The organism is Actinomycetes bacterium, from assembly GCA_022599915.1.
Lineage (GTDB): Bacteria > Actinomycetota > Actinomycetes > S36-B12.
Genome location: JAHZLH010000022.1, coordinates 1 through 17,430 on the forward strand (window position 1 = coordinate 1; position 17,430 = coordinate 17,430).

Sequence of the window (17,430 nt, forward strand, 5' to 3'; positions counted from 1 at the left end):
GAGCCAGGAGCCGTCGCAGGAGCCGAGCCAGGAGCCGTCGCAGGAGCCGAGCCAGGAGCCGTCGCAGGAGCCGAGCCAGGAGCCGTCGCAGGAGCCCACTGAGGAGCCGTCGCAGGAGCCCACTGAGGAGCCGTCGCAGGAGCCTACTGAGCCGCTGGCACCGCCAGCAGCGGACAGCCGCACGGTGGGTTACTTCACGCAGTGGGGCATCTACGCGCGGAACTATCTGGTGAAGGATCTGGTGACTTCAGGGTCCGCCGGAAAGTTGAGCCACATCAACTACGCCTTCGGCAACATCAGCCCAGCGGGCAAATGCTTCCTCGTGAATCAAACTGGTGAAGGCGATGCCTGGGCGGATTACGGCCGCAGTTTCACTGCAGATCAGAGCGTGGATGGAGTGGGCGATACCTGGAGCCAGCCGCTGCGGGGCAACTTCAATCAGTTGAAGAAACTCAAGGCGCAGTACCCAGACACCAAGGCGCTCATCAGCCTAGGCGGGTGGACTTGGTCCAAGCGATTCTCTGATGCGTCGCTAACCGCCGAGAGTCGCGAGAAGCTGGTCTCTTCCTGCATCGATTTGTACTTGCGCGGGAACTTGCCGGTCGCGGACGGGGCTGGCGGCGAGGGTGCTGCTGCGGGCGTCTTCGACGGTATCGATATCGACTGGGAGTACCCGGGAGCACCGGCTGCTGCTGGTCACGTCTACCGGCCGGAAGATACCCGCAACTACACCTTGTTGCTGCAGGAGTTCCGTCGCCAGTTGGACAACTACGGCGCCGAGACCGGGAAATACTACGAGCTAACGGCAGCGGTACCAGCTGGTCGGGGCAAGATCAACAAGATTGAGGTGCCAGCAGTCTCGGATGCTCTCGACGCCATCAACGTCATGAGCTACGACTTCCGCGGTGCCTGGGATGCGAAGGGTCCGACGAACTTTCACTCCAACCTCTACACCGATCCGAACGGACCGGGCAGTGGTGACGCGAAGGAAGCGAGCGTCAAGTCATCGATTGACATCTGGCGTGAAGCTGGCGCCGACCCGGCGAAGTTGGTTGTCGGGGTGCCCTTCTACGGTCGCGGCTGGACCGGAGTGCCTGGCGGGAACGACGGGCTCTACCAGTCCGCAACCGGAGCCGCTCCGGGAACCTATGAAGCTGGATTTGAGGACTACAAGGTGTTGGTGGCCCAACCGGGTTTCACTACCTACCGGCACCCCACGACCCGACAATTGTGGGCATATGACGGTACGACCTTCTGGTCCTACGATGACTCCGAGACTCTGATCGAGAAGATGCACTACGTGCGCGATCAGGGACTCGGCGGCGCCATGATCTGGTCGATGGATGGTGACACCGCGAACGGTGAACTAATCTCGGCTGTGAACCAGGGACTGTACGGCTAGTTCGTTTCGGTCCTGAGACCTGATGCCCCGGGGCGCGGCGTAGTTCGGCAACTGCCGAAAGACCCCCCCCGGGGCGTCAGTGTTTTTGACTCAGCCAGCTGCAACAGTGATGACAGTATGAATATCGATCCAGCGTCGCGCCGGCTCATTATGCTGCCTGGCATCTACGACTCTGGTCCGAGTCATTGGCAGACCCATTGGCAGCAGGTTGACCCGCAGATCACACGATTTGAACCGGTGGATTGGGATCAGCCACGGTTGGACGACTGGTTGCCGGCACTAAGTCGGTCCGTGTCGGCCACGGCGCCCGACTCTCCGGTGCTGATTGCTCATAGCCTGGCCTGCCTGCTGGTACCGATCTGGGCGGCAACCGCAGCCCTCCCGGTCGCCGGTGCGGTGTTGGTCGCCCCCGTCGATCCCGACCGACCTGCCTTTCCAGACGAAGCAGCGGAGTTTCGCGATTTCCCCCGGCGACCGCTGCCCTTTCCAACCCTGGTGGTGTCGAGTCTGGACGATCACTACGCCACCGCGGACTGGAGTTCACACTTCGCGCAAGACCTGGGGGCGCGAGTCGTCATAGCCGGGGCGTTGGGCCATATCAACGCCGATAGTGGCTTGGGGGACTGGGAGCAAGGCAAAGACTTGGTCACCGCTTTTTGCGCCGGGCTAGTACCGCCTTGGTCGTTGGGTCGCTAGCGGCGACAGTTAGCCAGTGTTGCGTAGCCCAGTGGCGATGCCATTGATCGATAGTGACAGCGCTCTGCGCAACTCGGTGGGAACGTCGTCGATGTCGTACTCGCGAACCCGCTGCAGTAAGTCGACTTGCAGCAGATGCAGTGGCCGTAGATAGCGGTCCCGTACCGCCAGCGTTTGAGCCAGCACTGGCTGATCGGACAACACCGCAGCTCCGCCGGTGAGGTTTAGAATCTCGCGACGAGTCAACTCATGCTCCTGCACAATCTCGGCGAAGATGCTGTGCAGCCGTTCCGGAACGAGTTGTTCCACATACTGTTGGGCGACAGTCAGGTCGGTTTTGGCCAACGTCATCTGCACGTTCGAGACGAAGTTCCCGAAGAACGGCCATTCCGCCAACATCGCCGGCAGTGCGGCCGCGAGTCCTGCTTCCCGAGCAGCAGCTAAGCCACTACCCACACCAAACCACCCGGGGACGATCTGGCGAGATTGCGTCCAGCCGAATACCCAGGGAATCGCTCGTAGGCCATCGAGGCCCGCGCCAGTATCCGGCCGACGGGCGGGACGAGATCCCATGTGCATTCCCGCGAGCTCATTCACTGGGGTCGATGCGGTGAAGTATTCGGGTAGATCGGGACGGTCAACCAAACCGCGGTAGCGGGCAAATGCCGCTTCGCTCACTACCGCCATCACCCGATCCCACTCCGCCAGCAGCGTTGGCTCCGTGTGCGCCTGCCGGTGCAGCAGCGATGCCTCCAGCGTGGCTGCCACGGTGAGTTCCAGATTCTCGCGCGCGAGTTCTGGCAGCAAATACTTGTCCGAGATCACCTCGCCCTGCTCAGTGACCTTGATTTCGCCATCGAGTACGCCGTGCGGCTGGGCCATGATCGCTTCGAAGGTAGGTCCACCGCCTCGGCCAACGGTGCCGCCGCGGCCGTGGAATAGGCGCAGGCGTACGCCATGCCGTTCTGCTACATCCCGCAATCGGCGTTGGGCAAGGTGGATTTCCCACTGGCTGGTGGTAATGCCAGCGTCTTTGTTGGAGTCCGAATAGCCCAACATGACTTCTTGCACGTCGCCGCGGAGCGCGACGACCTGTCGATAACTTGGCTCCGACAACAGTGCGTCCAAGATGGTGCCAGTAGCACGCAGCTCAGCAACGGTCTCCAGTAGCGGTGCAAAATCGACAAGCGCCCGGCCCTCAGCCAACTCGACCAGACCGGCTTCACGACCTAGTACTACCGCCGCCAACAGGTCATCCGCCCCTCGAGTCATCGACACGATGTAGCTACTACAGGCTTCGGGTCCGTAGCGGGCAATCGCTTCTCTGGCCGCGACCAGCGCCTGATAGGTAGTGGTGCCAGCCTCGTCTAGCGGTGGCGGAGTTGGCGCCAGTGGGCGCCTACTGGCCAACTCCGCGGCGAGTCGCTCCCGCCGCTGGTCGCGGTCCTGTTCGGCATAGGGCGGCGCAGCTGGCTCAGCTCGATCCAGTAGTTGGCCAATCGCGTGGTGGTGCTTGTCGGCGTGCTCGCGGACGTCGAGGGAAGCCATGGTGAGGGTGATCGCTGAAATCTTCCGGATCGCGGAGTCCAGTGAACCTTGAACTGCCAGATTTCCGCGGTGCTCCAGCATGGCATGACGGATGCTATTCAGATCGGCGAGCAATTCGGCGGTCGTGGCGTAGTCAGTCCCAGGAACATGCGGCATGTTGGTTGCATCCCGCTTGGTTGTTGCTGCAAGTCGGGCCCGGATAACCGAAAGTTTGAGTCTGATCGGTTCCTCGGAGTTGAGCCGTAGGTAGCGTGGATCGATGCCGGGCACCGAGGAAAGTTCGCCGTCTACCTCCTCACGTAGCTCCCGCGGAATTCCGGTAAGCCGTTCGCTAATAGACAGATCATCAATCAGGCCACTGATGATCTCGGTAATCCGACGAATCCCATGCCGACGTTGCAGCAGCAGGACTTCGGCAGTGACCTGCGCTGTGACAAAGGGGTTCCCATCTCGGTCGCCGCCGATCCAACTGCCAAATCCCAACGGGGCGGGCGAGCGCAGCGGAGCCCCGATTCGATTCAGGTTCCTGGCTAACGAATCCAGTACGTCGCTGAGTGGTCCGCGAACCATGTCGTCGAGGAAGTACAACGCGTTACGTGCTTCATCTAGAACCTCGGGACGTTCCAGTCGCAGTTCGTCGGTTTGCCAGAGCAGATCGACGAGCTCGGCGATCCGCTCACGCGCGATTTGGGCGTCCTCGTCTTGTCCCTGAGCTTGCGCCAACTGGTGTCCGATTCGCTGCAACTTGACTAGGGTGCTGCGGCGGGCGGCCTCGGTGGGATGGGCGGTGAACACTGGCCGCGCAGACAGTCGGGCGGCAACACCTTGGACAAGTTCGGGGTCGAGTTCGGCCGCAGCAATACGATCGGTCACGCGTTGAATCGGTCCGCCATGTTCCCGACGCTCTATCCCCAAAGCTCGGGCTCGATGTACCTGCTCGGCGACATTAGCGAGATTGAAGAACCGAACTAACGCTCGCACAGCCCGGGTCGCATCGGGCAGTTCGACTCCGGTCAGGGCTGCGGCCGGGTCCTCAGACCGCAGCCGCGCTACCAGGGCAGCGACATCGTCGCCTTCTTGCCGCTGAATGGTTGCGTTGAGGATGTCTCCGAGCAGAATCAAGTCCTCGTCGAGTTGCTTGTCAGCTTGGCTGGTTGTTTCGTCACCCGGTTGGTTCACGGTGCGCCTCTCAGTTGCCGCTAGCGTTTCGAACCTGACAAAGATTCGCAACCTGATTATCTTCCTGCTCCGCAGGTGTCCGCGCTGACTTCTCCCTAGGATTCCGGCAGGTAGACAGAGGAGATGACATGGCTGAGCGCAGACTATCCCCGGCAGACGCGGCGTGGCTCTACAGCGAATGGGGCCGCAACAATCAGACGGTCTCGGCAGTGGCGTGGACCAAGTCACTGGTCGACCCAGACCAATTCCGCGATATCGTACAGCAGCGGATCGTCGATACCTTTCCCACGTTCAGCCGCCGGCTTCGTAGCTCTCGGAATCCGCTCTATCTGCCGTCATGGGAGGACGATCCGGAATTTGATCTCGCCCATCACCTAGAGGTGGTTGAGCTTGACCCACCGGGAGACAAAGAGCAGCTGCGCGCCATAGTCAGTGAGCAACGGGGGCAGTTGTTGGATCGGGATCGTCCGCTGTGGAAGATCTACCAGTTTCAGAACTATCAAGGTGGGACGGCCTTTCATTGCCGGATCCAGCATTCGATCGCCGACGGTTGGTCGTTGGTGCGAGTCGTGCTCTCGCTGGCCGATGAAGACGAGAATCTCGAGCGGCCGGAGACCGTCCACAAGGAGCGGCAGCGCAAACGTGACGTGCTGTCCAGCGCTGTTGCGCCAGCGGTGGACGCGGTGTCCTCCCTCGGTGAGAAGGTGCGGCGAATCCCCGCGATGATCGCTGGTGACGACGAGGGAGACACCCTCACCATCGACCTTGACCCCAGCAACTTCGCGGAGTTCGGCAGTGATGTCGCCGAGCAGATCGCTGATGGCTGGAATCAAATCAGCGATCGGGTAGGGAAGATTGGCCAAACCGCGGGGACCGCCGTCGAAGGCGCCAAGGCCGCCTGGGACTTTGCCACGCCGACACTGCCGGGATCGACCATGCTGCATGGCAAGGTATCCGGCAACAAGATGGTGGATTGGAACGAGCCGCGACCGTTGCAGCCCATCAAGGATGCCGGGCGTGCCGCTGGAGCCACCATCAATGACGTGTTGTTGGCCGCCCTGACCAATGCGCTGCGCAAGTATTTGGTCAACCACAATGATCTGACGGTGGCGGATCTCCTCACCTCGGTGCCAGTGAGTTTGCGCAAACCTGGTGAACCGTTGCCCAAGCAGTTGGGAAACCGATTTGGCCTCATTCCAGTGTTGCTGCCAGTTGGTATTGCCGATGCCATGGACCAACTAGCAGAGGTGAAAGCCCGACTCGACGAGTTGAAGGTGTCGCCGATGCCAGTGGTGTCCTTCGGGCTGATGTCGGTGACGGCGTTGGGAACTGCCGAGGTCGAGCGGACCATTCATAAGTTAAACCAGATGCACTCAATCGGCGTGACTACCAACGTGCCCGGGCCACGGCACCCGATCTACATTTGTGGCTCGCAGGTGCTCGGCATGTGGGGGATGGGTGGGGTCTCCGGCAATATGAATTTGTCGTTCGGCATCTTCACCCTCGACGGGGAGTTGAATTTTTCCGTGCACAGTGATGCCGGCATTACGAATGATCCCGAGATGATCCTGCGCTATTTCGATGAGTCGGTAGACGAACTCTTGGACCGGACCGGAGTGACTGCTTGAGCGCGCAGTCACCAACTCCGGTTATTGGCGTCATCGGCCCGGGGCTCGGTGCCGACGAGGCCGATGTCGCTTGGGCAGAAGAAGTCGGTGGACTGCTCGCCCAGCGAGGTTGCTCGGTCGTGAACGGTGGTCTCGATGGGGTGATGGCCGCGGTCTCCCGGGGAGCGGCGAGCCACGGTGGCCTGGTGATTGGAATCCTTCCTGGTGAGGATCGCTCGGCGGGCAATGACCACCTCACCTTCGCGTTGCCCACCGGACTGGGTGAGATGCGCAACGCCTTGGTGGTCCGTGCCAGCGACGCGGTGATCTGTATTGGGGGTAGTTGGGGTACCTGGAGCGAAGTGGCTCTGGCTATCCGGACCGGGGTGCCAATCGTCCAACTGGGTGGCTGGCAGGCGCCCGAGCCAGGACCGCAGTTGACAGGCTCACCCGGTGAGGCTGTCGAGGTAGCGGTGACGTTGGCGCAGAAGCGGATTTAGTCCAGCGGGATCACAACCGACTGACTTTCGAGTTCCGCAACTGCAGCCTCAATAAGGTGCTACCCAGGTGAGTTTGCGTCAGTGGTGTCTGCGTCTTGGTCGTAGCTCGCTAGGAACTGACTGGTGTACAAGTCGTAGTAGAACCCGTGGGCGGCGAGCAGTTCCTCGTGATTGCCTTGCTCGACGATACGGCCGCCATCCATGACCACAATGGTGTCGGCATCGCGAATAGTGCTGAGCCGATGGGCAATGATGAAGCTCGTGCGATCCTGTCGCAGTTGAGCCATGCCCTCCTGAATCAACACCTCAGTGCGAGTGTCCACCGAACTCGTGGCTTCGTCCAAGATGAGAATGGCAGGGTCGGCTAGGAAGGCGCGCGCGATGGTGAGGAGTTGCCGCTCACCTGCGGATAGATTTGCGGCCTCATCATCCAGTTCGGTGTCGTAGCCGTCAGGCAAGGTGCAGATGAAGTGATCGGCTCGGGCGGCCTCTGCGGCGGCACGGATCTGCGCCTTGGTGGGATCGATAGCGCCGTAGCCGATATTCGCGGTGATGGTGCCGCGGAACAGCCAGGTGTCTTGCAGCACCATTCCGAAACACCGGCGGACATCGTCTCGAGTCATGGCCTGGGTATCGACACCGTCGATGGAAATTCGGCCTCCATCAATCTCGTAGAACCGCATCAGCAAATTGACGACTGTCGTTTTCCCGGCACCTGTAGGTCCAACGATCGCTACCGTCTCGCCAGGGCGAGCATGCAGATTGAGGTTCTCGATCAGCGGCACGTCGGGGGAGTAGCGGAAGTCCACATCGGTGAGTTGCACATCCCCTCGGGGTCGACCGATACGCGTCGGCTGCTGGGGGTCGGGCTCCTCTTCACCAGCATCCAGTAGCTGGAAAACTCGCTCGGCGGAGGCAATCCCAGACTGCAACAAGTTCGTGATGCTGGCTAGTTGGGTGATCGGCATCGTGAACTGCCGGGAGTATTGGATGAAGGCTTGGACCTCGCCCAACGAGATAGCTCCGGTGGCCACCCGCATCCCACCGACGACGGCAATCGCCACATAGTTCAGGTTGGAAATCAGCATCATCGCGGGCTGGATGATGCCGGAGATGAACTGGGCCTTGAAACTATTAGCAAACATTTTTTCGTTGGCCTCATCGAACTGCGCGATCGCCCGGGGTCGGTGGCCGTACACCTTGACCAGCTCGTGGCCGGTGTACATCTCTTCCACGACTCCGTTGACTTCACCTGTCCAATGCCATTGCCCCACGAACTGTCGTTGGGAGCGCTTGGCGATCAGCACTGTAGTCAGGAAGGATAGCGGCACTGTCAGCACCGAGATCAGTGCCAGCAGTGGACTGATCCAGATCATGACCAGCAGTACGCCCAATACGGTCAGCAGACTGGTGATGGCTTGTGTCAGCGCCTGCTGCAGGGTGGTGGAAATGTTGTCGATGTCGTTCGTCACCCGGCTCAATACATCACCGCGAGATTGACTATCGAAATACTTCAACGGCAGTCGGCCCAGCTTGGTGTCGACGTCTTCCCGCAATTGATGAATGGTGCGTTGCGTGACGCCGGCCATGATGTAGTTCTGCCCCCAGGAGAAAATTGCGCTGATTAAATACACGACCGCGGCCAGCACGGTAACCCGCGCCAAGGCGTTGAAATCAACACCATCAGTGAGCGTCATGCTGGCTAGCATGTCCGCGCGTTCTACCTGACCTTCGGCCCGCAGTTGCTCTTCGGCTTGCTGTTGGGTCAATCCCGGCGGTAGATCGCGACCGGTGACGCCGGAAAACACGATGTTGGTAGCCATCCCCAAGAGCAACGGCCCCAGAACGGAGAAAAATACGCTGCCCAGTGCCAAGGCCATGACGATGGTGATCAGTAGTCGCTGGGGCCGGAGCATCCGGAGTAGTCGTCGCAACGAACCAGTGAAGTCACGTGCCTTCTCGGCTGGCAAGGTCATGCCCAGGCTGCCCGGGCCTCGACCCAACGGCGAACCAGGGCGCTCGGTCATGGTGCGGTTTGGTGCGGTGCGGCTCATCGGGTGGCCTCCGTCTCGGTCAGCTGTGACAGCACGATCTCGGAGTAGGTGGGGCAGTCCTGCATCAACTCTTCGTGACGGCCGATGCCAGCCACTGTGCCCTCATCAAGCACCACGATCTGGTCGGCATCGCGGATGGTGCTAATCCGTTGCGCCACGACCACCACCGCGGCTTCGGCGGTCTGGCTTCGCAAGGCCGCGCGGAGGCGAGCATCGGTGGCGTAGTCCAGCGCGGAGAAACTGTCATCGAAAACGTAGACAGGTGCCTGCCGCACGAGCGCTCGCGCGATGGCCAGTCGCTGCCGTTGACCACCGGAGACATTGGTACCTCCCTGGTCGATTTCGGAGTCGATCCCATCTGGCATCTGCGAGACGAAACTGTCCGCCTGCGCGATCTGCAATGCCTGCCATAGTTGTGCATCGCTGGCATTCTCGGCGCCGAAACGAATGTTACTGGCAACAGTTCCCCGGAACAGGAACGCTTTCTGCGGGACCAGACCGAACCGCGACCATAACTCTTCTTGAGCTTGCTCTCGGATATCGACACCGTCGACCAGGATTGCGCCACCGGTCACGTCGTATAGCCGGGTCAGCAGATTGACTAGGGTCGTTTTTCCCGACCCAGTTCCGCCAACAATCGCCGTCACCTGACCCGGTCGGATAGTGAACGAGACATGACACAGCACCGGTTCTTGCGCACCGGCATAGCGAAACTCCACCTCCCGCAGTTCGATTTCACCAGCATGCTGGGCTGGTGTGACGGGGGATTCCGGGTCGACGATCTCCGGTTGAGTGGCGAGTACTTCCTGGATGCGTTCAGCTGAGGCTGCTGCCCGCGGCACCATAGTCATCAGCATCACCGCCATCATCACGCTGAACAGGATCTGCATGATGTACGCCAGGAACGCCGTCAGATCACCGATCTGAATCTCGCCGCTGTCCACCAGGCCGCCGCCAAACCAGATCACCGCCACCGAGGAGATATTGAAGACCAGCATTAACAGCGGCATCATCAGCGCGAACAGTCGCGCCACCCGCAGTGAGGTGTCAGTGAGATCGTCGTTTGCCGCCTCAAAGCGTTCCTCCTCACTGCGGGTGCGCACAAACGCGCGGATGACCCGAATGCCCGACAGGTTTTCCCGCAAGACTGCGTTGATGGTGTCGATTTTCGTCTGAACGGAACGAAATAGTGGCACGGCGCGGGACACGATGGCTCCGATAACCACCGCCATGATCGGCACGATCACCAACAGTAGAGCGGACAGCTGCAGGTTGGTGCGCAGCGCCATGATCACGCCGCCAATGGCAGTCAGTGGCGCGGAGATCAAGATGGTGAGTCCCACTAGGACCAGCATCTGAACCTGTTGGACATCGTTAGTATTGCGGGTAATGAGCGAGGGGGCACCGAACTCGTTGACTTCGCGCAGCGACAGCGACTCCACCGAGCGGAATAGCGACTTGCGGACGTCGCGGCCGAAGCCCATGGCCGTGCGCGCACTGAAGTAAACCGCGATCACTGAGACCACGCCCAGGGCCAGGGTTAGGCCGAGCATGGTCGCGCCTACTTCCAGGATGTAGCCGATATCACCGGTAATCACACCGTCGTTGATGATGTCGGCGTTGAGAAAAGGCAAGTAGAGGTTGGTCAGCGACTGGATGGCGATCAGGACAATGACAATGGTGATCGCAGTGCGGTAGGGGCGCAGATACGAGCGCAGGAAGCCGATCACCGCAACGCCCACCGTTGCGGAAGCGTCGTCACGTGGAGACGAAAGGTGATCATCACTTCCTCAGGGTACGGATGGTTGTGGAATCTCGCTGACTGGTGTGGGTCGGCGGGATTCGATGCTACGGTTCCGGCCATGCGGGCGCTCACACACCACGGTGGACGCTGGCTGCAATTTCTCCTGCTGGCCATGCTGCTGGTGGGCCTGGTCGCGCCGGTGACATACGTCGCGAACCAGGCGGCCGCCAGTGGCGACTCCCGAGCGCTGCCGACCAGTGAACCGGACCGGCCAACTTTCCATGCTGAGGTCAGCCGATTGGATCGAGCGACTCGGCGGGGCATGCGGCCAGCGGTCTGGCGAAAGGGCTGCCCGGTGCCGTTACGGAAACTTCGGACGGTGCAGGTCAGTCACTGGGACTTCGTCGGCGACGTTCAGACCGGGACGTTGGTGGTGCATCGCCGCGCAGTTCGGGATGTGAAAGGGATCATGGCGGAGCTGTTCGAGTTGGATTTTCCGATTCGACGGATCGTTCCGATCGAGGCTTATGGCGGCAGTGATTTCGATTCCATTGAAGCGGGCAACACCAGTGCATTCAACTGTCGTCGGGTCACCGGCGGCAGTAACTGGTCGCGGCACGCCTACGGTTTGGCGATTGATATCAACCCGCTGGAGAACCCGTACGTACTGAACGGTCGCACCTCTCACAAAGACAGCCGCCCGTTCGTAAACCGCCGCCCGTTGCGGCCCGGGATGTTTGGTGGCCGTGCCCCAGAAGTTGCAGTCTTTGAGGGACGTGGCTGGGAGTGGGGTGGCCGTTGGCGCAGCCCGAAGGACTATCAGCACTTTTCATTAGCGCCGCGCTAGACCTCTACTTGCCCGTGGCGTCGGTGCATGCCGCCGAGGTTGGTCCGCATCGGCCTTGAGTTGCGGAGTGAACTATCAGCACGTTCGGATTCCGGAAAGTCGTTGGGCCCACAGATCTATGCGATCTGTGGGCCCAACACTTTGTTGAGGTTAGGTCTTTGCCCTACTTGCTCTCCTTCTTCACGCCAGTGCGCTTGAGCAGCTTCGCGCCCATGTACTCGGCGTACTTTTCCTGCCCGATATCGTTCGGGTGCATGGCGCCCGAACCGTTGGGCGGATTGTTGTACGGTGCTGGGGCGCTCGCACCAGCCGCGGACGTAGCTGGGAAGAGCCACGAACCACTACCAGCGCAACCACCATGGCCGCGGGATTCAGAGAGCATCTTCAACTCCGGCGTCCAGCCATAGTCGGCCTTGTTCTCCTGGATGAGCCCCTTGATGCCGTCAACCTCCGGGGTAATCGTCGGGGTATAGGTGTTGTTATCGATCACTGGGTTGGCGCCCTTGTAGGGGAGGTCGGATTTCTGCCAGTTGGGCATGGGTACCTCTTTGCCCTTCTGACCTACGTAAGCGACGTTGTAGGCCCAGTAGTTGCTGATGGTGTCTGCCGGATACTCCACTGACCATTCACACGGCTGCACGGTCTTCTCCAGGAGTTCACCCTTCTCGCCAGAGGTGAGGTCCGGGTAAATGCCCTGCACCACGTTCTTGGCTTTAGCTACCTTGATTGGCTTCGACTTAGACGGTGAACTGGCCGATGGGCCACTTACCCCATTCTGCAGGGCATAGGTCTTGCAGCCCTTGCCGTTCTTGCCTGGAGCTTTGGTTCCCTTCATGGTTTTGATGCACTTTGCCATGTCGTCGTAGCGCTGATCCAGTTGGAGCAACTGCCGCTGAATAATGGCCCACAAGGGTGCAGTACCAGGAGTTTCTGGCGCCGGATTGGCCTGCGTTCCCGGGAGTTCCCAGGCAGGTGCTGCGCCGTAGCAGTTTTGTTTGCCTGAAGCCTCGACAGCCTTCAGAACCTCACTCTTTACATCTTCCTGTGTGCCTGCTGACGGATCATTCTGGATGATCAATCCCGCGAGCTGCCCGGCGAGAATCTCCAGTACTCCTTCTGGCAACTCGTTAATGAGGGTGGAGGCCCCCGAGATGCCGCAAGCGACCACAAGTGGATAGAACAGCACGTCGTTACCGCCGATAGTGAAGGACACCGTGTCGGCGACCAACTTGCCGTTACGAAGTGCAGCATGGGCCTGGTCGATCTGTGCCGGTGTGTAGCCGTAGTCAACCCCGTTAGTCAGGCCGTTCTTCTGTGGGTGCAGGATACCGCCCTGACCTGTCAAATCTCCCAGTAACTTCTGGTTGGCGACGAGGTTGCCACCCGAAACCTGAGCACCGGTGCAGGCCACGTCAACCAGGGTCACGTTCGACCGCGGGCTGGTCTTCTCCACTTCGAGTGCGGCGCGCACCTGGCCGGCCCAGCGGGAGCGGTGGCAGCGGTTGTCGTCCCAATCAATCCAGCGAGCATTCGAAAAGTTGGGGTCGGTGTTCTGCTTGTAGAACGGTGGGAAGCCTTCACCGGAGGAGTAGGAGTCACCCATGATCACCATCAGGTGATTCTTGACCTTTAGCTTTTTGGCGTCACCCGTCACCGATGATCCGGAGGAGGACTTGATCTGCAACTTGGTCTTGAAGTTGCCCTCGGGTAGTTTCAGCTTCTTCTTTTCGGGGCACGTGCCCTTCGCTTTGCCACTCACTCGGATGGTCTTCTTCTTATTCATTTGGATTATCCAGGTGCAGGTCAGTTTCCCGGGCCCCGCGATGGTCGAGCCGTCCAGCATGACCTTGTACTTCCCATTCTTGGGTAGCGGGCCGTAGCGGTTGTAACCAGAGTCCTTCGACCACTTGGTCTTCTTCATCTTGTCGTCGGGGATGCCGTCCTTGCCGTCTATGTATTGACCACCCGCGTAGTACTCAGGTGACCCAACCTCACAGAAGAACGGATTGGCTGAGCCATCTGGCTTGGCCGCGCCTGCCTCGCAGGCCACCCACTTCTTCTCGTCCGTCATTTGCGCTGGCATTGACCAATCCCAGGTGTTGGCTCCGGAGATTCGATCGCCGCGACTTGGCGCTGCTTCCTGTTGCGGTGTGGCCTCCTGTTGGGCGGCAGCGGGTGCCTCGGGTACCGCCTCCTCGGCGGTGGCGGCGGTGGTGGTCATCGGCACGAGTGCCCCGAGCACCAGGGCACCAGAACCCAGGGCGACGGCAGCAGCACGAAAACGAGATGGCATAGGGACTCCTTCGTTGGCCACAACTTATTCCGCAACTGGGGCTGTTGCGACCGGAATGGACGAACCGGTCGGGGAAATCTGCATCGTTTCGCCGCAGGTCGGCAAGATGTCCGATTTGGGGTCTTAGTGCCTGGGCCAAAGGGCCGGTGTGTTTGGACAGCGAGTTCTTGGAAATTGCGGATGACCTACGGCGGCAGCGGCCCCCGATCACCTCGATCTGGGGCCGGTGAGCAGATTCTTGGGAAATCTTTTCGTTTTCTGTTGCGGCAGAGCGGGTGCCCTCATCTCTGCAGTACGAGACAGAGGAGCGAGCCATGAATACGTGGAGCGAATCGACTACTATCCGTAGACCATTGGGACGGACAGTAGCGGCCCTATTGCTCGGTGTGTCGGCTATCCTGATAGTCGCAGCTGTGGAAGAAAGCGACCGTTCTGCTGGTAGTGGAGGACCAGTAGCGGTAGCACCGGCGCCGTGAACCGCGGTGGAAACGACAGTTCGGTGTCGATTGGCCTCTTTTCAGACGTCGGCGCCGTGGAGCGACGGAGGTTGGCTATGGGTTCGCATCCTGCAGTTGATGACGGCGGCATCGTCGATACGCTGCACTCCGACCCCAATGAGGGCTTCACACTGCTTTACCAAGCGTATGCGGAACGACTGTTCGCCTACTGCACCACCGTGTTGCGAGACCGGGACTCAGCGGCTGATGCCAGTCACGACTGCTTGGTGGCGGCCGTGACCAAAATTGACACCCTTCGCTCCGCCGAACGACTGCGGCCGTGGCTGTTCGCGATTGCCCGCAACGAATGTTTCAAGATCCTGCGCAATCAGGGCAAGGTCGTGACCGATGAGGAGGCGATTGAGATGCAATCAACCGCCCCCGACATGTCGGCTGGGGTTTCCTCGTCTGAATCGCAGCAGCTGGTGTACGAGGCGCTGCAGTCGCTGTCGCCGGGAGATCGTGACGTCCTGGCGCTGGCGCTGCGCAACGACCTCGACGCAGCACAGGTGGCTGAAGCCATGGCGGTCAGTCCCAACGAAGTGAGGGCTCGGCTGTCACGCGCCCGTAGTTCGCTGAACGGTGCCGTCAGTGCGCTGGTATTGCTGCGAGACAAGAATCAGGATTGCCCGGAACTGCAGGAGATTGTGGCTGGCGCCGGAGCTGAACTCACTCCGCTGCTGCGCAAGCGCATCTCCCGGCACATCAAAGAGTGCGATCAATGTCGCGACAGTAGTCACACCAAGGCGCTCTCCTACGTCTCGGCCTTCACGCTGCCGCTGGTGTTGGTACTGCCGAAAGGCTTCGAGGCACGCGCGGCGGAGTCTGCTCACGAAGCACTGAGCCAGATCGGCGACGGGGCAACAGAAATTGGAACCACCGGTGCCGGTTCCGACGGAACTGTTCCAATCGATGCTGGCGGCGCCTCACTAGGCGACGGCGGCGGGGCAAGTCAGGTCGCAGCTGCGGCAGGGGCGAGCGCAGGCAAGAAGGTCGCGGCGGTTCTGATGGCATCGGGTCTCGGGGCGGCGGCCGTCTTTGCCATTACGGTGTGGGTTCCTGGCGGCACCGAGCCACAACCGTTGCCGCAGGCGCAGTCGCCGTCGATTGACGATCTACTCGAGAGCGCCCCCCGGATCACGGTTGAACCTGGCGCGCCCCAGCAGCAGCAAGGTTCGGCCCAGCGTGGCGAACGAGGGCAGCGGGGCAATGACTCAGAACAGCAGGGAACTGATGCCAACCAACCGGGCGGTGACGGCGGTACCGGTGGCCAGGTAGCTGGCAATAGTCAGTCCGGTGGCTCCGGTGGCGGCGGCGGTAATGGTGACTCCGGCGGTGGCGGCGGTAATGGTGGCTCCGGTGGCGGCAGCGGGGGTAACGGTGGCTCCGGTGGGGAGTCTGGCGGCAGTACTACCGGAAACAGCGGCGGCAGCAGTGGCGGCGGTAACGCTGGTGGCGGAACCACTGGCGGCTCGGGAACGGAAGATACCGGGGATGCCACAAGCGGCAACGGCGATACCGGCAACACAACCGGCGGTGGGAAAGAGACTGCTGAACCAACCCCGCAGATTGCCCCCGTTACGAATATCACCGTGGCCGCTCAGCCCGGTTCTACCGCCGGATGCCCCGCTCCCAAATGGTCGCTGAGTGCCGCTACCAGCGGTGGCCCGGTAGCCAGCGTGGTGGTGGTGTACTCAGGCGCGGCCAACGGCAAAGTGCAACTGTCGGGCGGTGGTGGAAAGTGGTACGGCTCCTTGGCGCTGCCGCAGGGGATCTATAAGTTTTACGCGGTTGCCTACGGCGAGGCAGGTAATCAGATCCAGTCCGGGACCACTGGCGGATCGATCAAGTGTCCCCCACCCGAGACAACTATCAAGCAGTCAGCTGAGCCCAGCCCCAACCTGACGTTGAAGGCGCCTGATCCCAGGTTCACCCAAGACCCAGCGCTCAAGCAGTAGCGTTTTCGGTCTTGGTGTTCTTTCGCTGCTGCCGTGCTGCGCAATGCCGATCACGGAGTGCGAAACTGTGCGCCTAGCCTGAATTCACAGACCCACTCAGGCAGGCGGAAGGAACATCGCGGTGTCGCCACAAGATTCGCAGATCAGCCAGGCGGCTCGGGCGCTGGCGGCGGCGGGTCGAGACGAGTCCCGGCCGTTGCGAGCAGCGGCCGACGTGGTGCGGCTGGTAGCTCACCGCGGCGCCGGCCACCAGCAAACCGATCCGCAGGGGCCACCGGAAAATACGCTCGCCGCGGTAGCGCACGGCTTTGCTGTTGGTGCTGATGCGGTAGAGGTGGATGTCTGGCTGACGGCAGACGGAGTCCCGATTCTGCATCACGATCGCACCACTGATCGCACGACCGATCGTGTCGGTCGCAGCATTACCGACCTGACCCTGGCCGAAGTCAGCGCGCTGGACGCCGGGTCCTGGAAATCTCCTCGCTGGGCGGCGCAGCCGGTTCCCACGTTGGCGGCAGTTGCTGCTGCGGTACCTGCCGAGCGAGGGCTAGTGGTGGAAATTGAGGAAGGGCCACAGGTAGTCCCGCACCTGTTAGCTGCCCTGCAGCCGGTAGGTCTGGCCGATGAACAGATCGTCTTCATCAGTTACAACCTGGACACCATTGCGGAGATGAAGAAATCCGCCCGACAGCATCGGGCCTACTGGATCGTCGACACACTGCCCCGATGGCAACTGGGTGGTTGGTGTCAGGGGCACCGGCGTGGGATCGCGAGCGAGCGGGTCGGCTACGACGAGGCGGCTAATCCGGGCTGGCTGGCTGAACAAGCCGTGGGTGCTGGTTTGGATGGCCTGGACACTTTGTTTGCCTACCCGCCGGAACTACCGCAGCAATTAGCCGCTGTCGGCTTGGATTGGCTGGTATGGACCGCTAACGATCCCCGAGCAATCGACAGCTGCATCGATGACGGGGCTTGGGGGATCACCACCGACAACACCGCGGACGTTGCCCGTTGGTTGTCCGCAGCGGAGATCGCGACGGCTCGAACTGCCGGGATCGCTTTCTAGTTGAACGGCGCTGACTAACCTGACCAGCGGCTAGCCTGG

11 protein-coding genes are annotated in these 17,430 nt (G+C 61.0%); 7 read left to right on the forward strand and 4 right to left on the reverse strand.

Annotation, left to right across the window (positions count from 1 at the left end):
* Positions 1-1,402 (forward strand): glycoside hydrolase (locus tag K0U62_03945; GenBank protein ID MCH9800673.1); only part of this gene is annotated, 1,402 nt, incomplete at its 5' end.
* Positions 1,403-1,519: 117 nt separating this feature from the next.
* Complete coding sequence (locus K0U62_03950; GenBank protein ID MCH9800674.1) at positions 1,520-2,098, forward strand: alpha/beta hydrolase; 579 nt, start codon at positions 1,520-1,522, stop codon at positions 2,096-2,098.
* A gap of 9 nt (positions 2,099-2,107) precedes the next feature.
* Here the strand turns inward: K0U62_03950 and ppc are convergent, their stop codons facing one another.
* A complete protein-coding gene (gene ppc, locus K0U62_03955) occupies positions 2,108-4,825 on the reverse strand; it encodes a phosphoenolpyruvate carboxylase (protein ID MCH9800675.1) in 2,718 nt (905 codons plus the stop codon).
* 128 nt (positions 4,826-4,953) lie between these two features.
* Here ppc and K0U62_03960 point away from each other — a divergent pair, with 128 nt between their 5' ends.
* Both K0U62_03960 and K0U62_03965 read left to right on the forward strand, forming a co-directional pair.
* Positions 4,954-6,453, forward strand: coding sequence for a WS/DGAT domain-containing protein (locus K0U62_03960; protein ID MCH9800676.1), 1,500 nt, complete (start codon positions 4,954-4,956; stop codon positions 6,451-6,453).
* A 23-nt stretch (positions 6,454-6,476) separates the two neighbouring features.
* Entirely contained in the window at positions 6,477-6,932 is a 456-nt protein-coding gene (locus tag K0U62_03965) for a TIGR00725 family protein (protein ID MCH9800677.1), read from the forward strand.
* Positions 6,933-6,991: 59 nt separating this feature from the next.
* On the opposite strand, the gene K0U62_03970 is transcribed toward K0U62_03965, so the two are convergent.
* Together K0U62_03970 and K0U62_03975 are read right to left on the reverse strand one after the other, a co-directional pair.
* Positions 6,992-8,908: an ABC transporter ATP-binding protein/permease gene (locus K0U62_03970; GenBank protein MCH9800678.1), complete on the reverse strand. Its 1,917-nt coding sequence runs from the start codon at positions 8,906-8,908 to the stop codon at positions 6,992-6,994.
* A 74-nt stretch (positions 8,909-8,982) separates the two neighbouring features.
* Complete coding sequence (locus tag K0U62_03975) at positions 8,983-10,716, reverse strand: ABC transporter ATP-binding protein/permease (protein MCH9800679.1); 1,734 nt, start codon at positions 10,714-10,716, stop codon at positions 8,983-8,985.
* A gap of 132 nt (positions 10,717-10,848) precedes the next feature.
* Here K0U62_03975 and K0U62_03980 point away from each other — a divergent pair, with 132 nt between their 5' ends.
* A complete protein-coding gene (locus K0U62_03980) occupies positions 10,849-11,577 on the forward strand; it encodes a M15 family metallopeptidase (GenBank protein MCH9800680.1) in 729 nt (242 codons plus the stop codon).
* A 163-nt stretch (positions 11,578-11,740) separates the two neighbouring features.
* Here the strand turns inward: K0U62_03980 and K0U62_03985 are convergent, their stop codons facing one another.
* Positions 11,741-13,870: a hypothetical protein gene (locus tag K0U62_03985; protein ID MCH9800681.1), complete on the reverse strand. Its 2,130-nt coding sequence runs from the start codon at positions 13,868-13,870 to the stop codon at positions 11,741-11,743.
* Positions 13,871-14,423: 553 nt separating this feature from the next.
* On the opposite strand from K0U62_03985, the gene K0U62_03990 reads away from it, so the two are divergent.
* Positions 14,424-16,325 (forward strand): sigma-70 family RNA polymerase sigma factor, encoded by a 1,902-nt coding sequence (locus K0U62_03990; GenBank protein MCH9800682.1) that lies wholly within the window; start codon positions 14,424-14,426, stop codon positions 16,323-16,325.
* A gap of 121 nt (positions 16,326-16,446) precedes the next feature.
* Complete coding sequence (locus K0U62_03995) at positions 16,447-17,391, forward strand: hypothetical protein (protein ID MCH9800683.1); 945 nt, start codon at positions 16,447-16,449, stop codon at positions 17,389-17,391.
* Positions 17,392-17,430 lie beyond the last annotated feature (39 nt).

What these genes read in the sequence shown, in the direction of transcription:
- K0U62_03950 (MCH9800674.1), top strand. Translation starts at nt 1,520, where the DNA reads ATGAATATCGATCCAGCGTCGCGCCGGCTCATTATGCTGCCTGGCATC.
- K0U62_03960 (MCH9800676.1), top strand. Translation starts at nt 4,954, where the DNA reads ATGGCTGAGCGCAGACTATCCCCGGCAGACGCGGCGTGGCTCTACAGC.
- K0U62_03970 (MCH9800678.1), bottom strand. Translation starts at nt 8,908, where the DNA reads ATGACCTTGCCAGCCGAGAAGGCACGTGACTTCACTGGTTCGTTGCGA.
- K0U62_03980 (MCH9800680.1), top strand. Translation starts at nt 10,849, where the DNA reads ATGCGGGCGCTCACACACCACGGTGGACGCTGGCTGCAATTTCTCCTG.
- K0U62_03985 (MCH9800681.1), bottom strand. Translation starts at nt 13,870, where the DNA reads ATGCCATCTCGTTTTCGTGCTGCTGCCGTCGCCCTGGGTTCTGGTGCC.
- K0U62_03990 (MCH9800682.1), top strand. Translation starts at nt 14,424, where the DNA reads ATGGGTTCGCATCCTGCAGTTGATGACGGCGGCATCGTCGATACGCTG.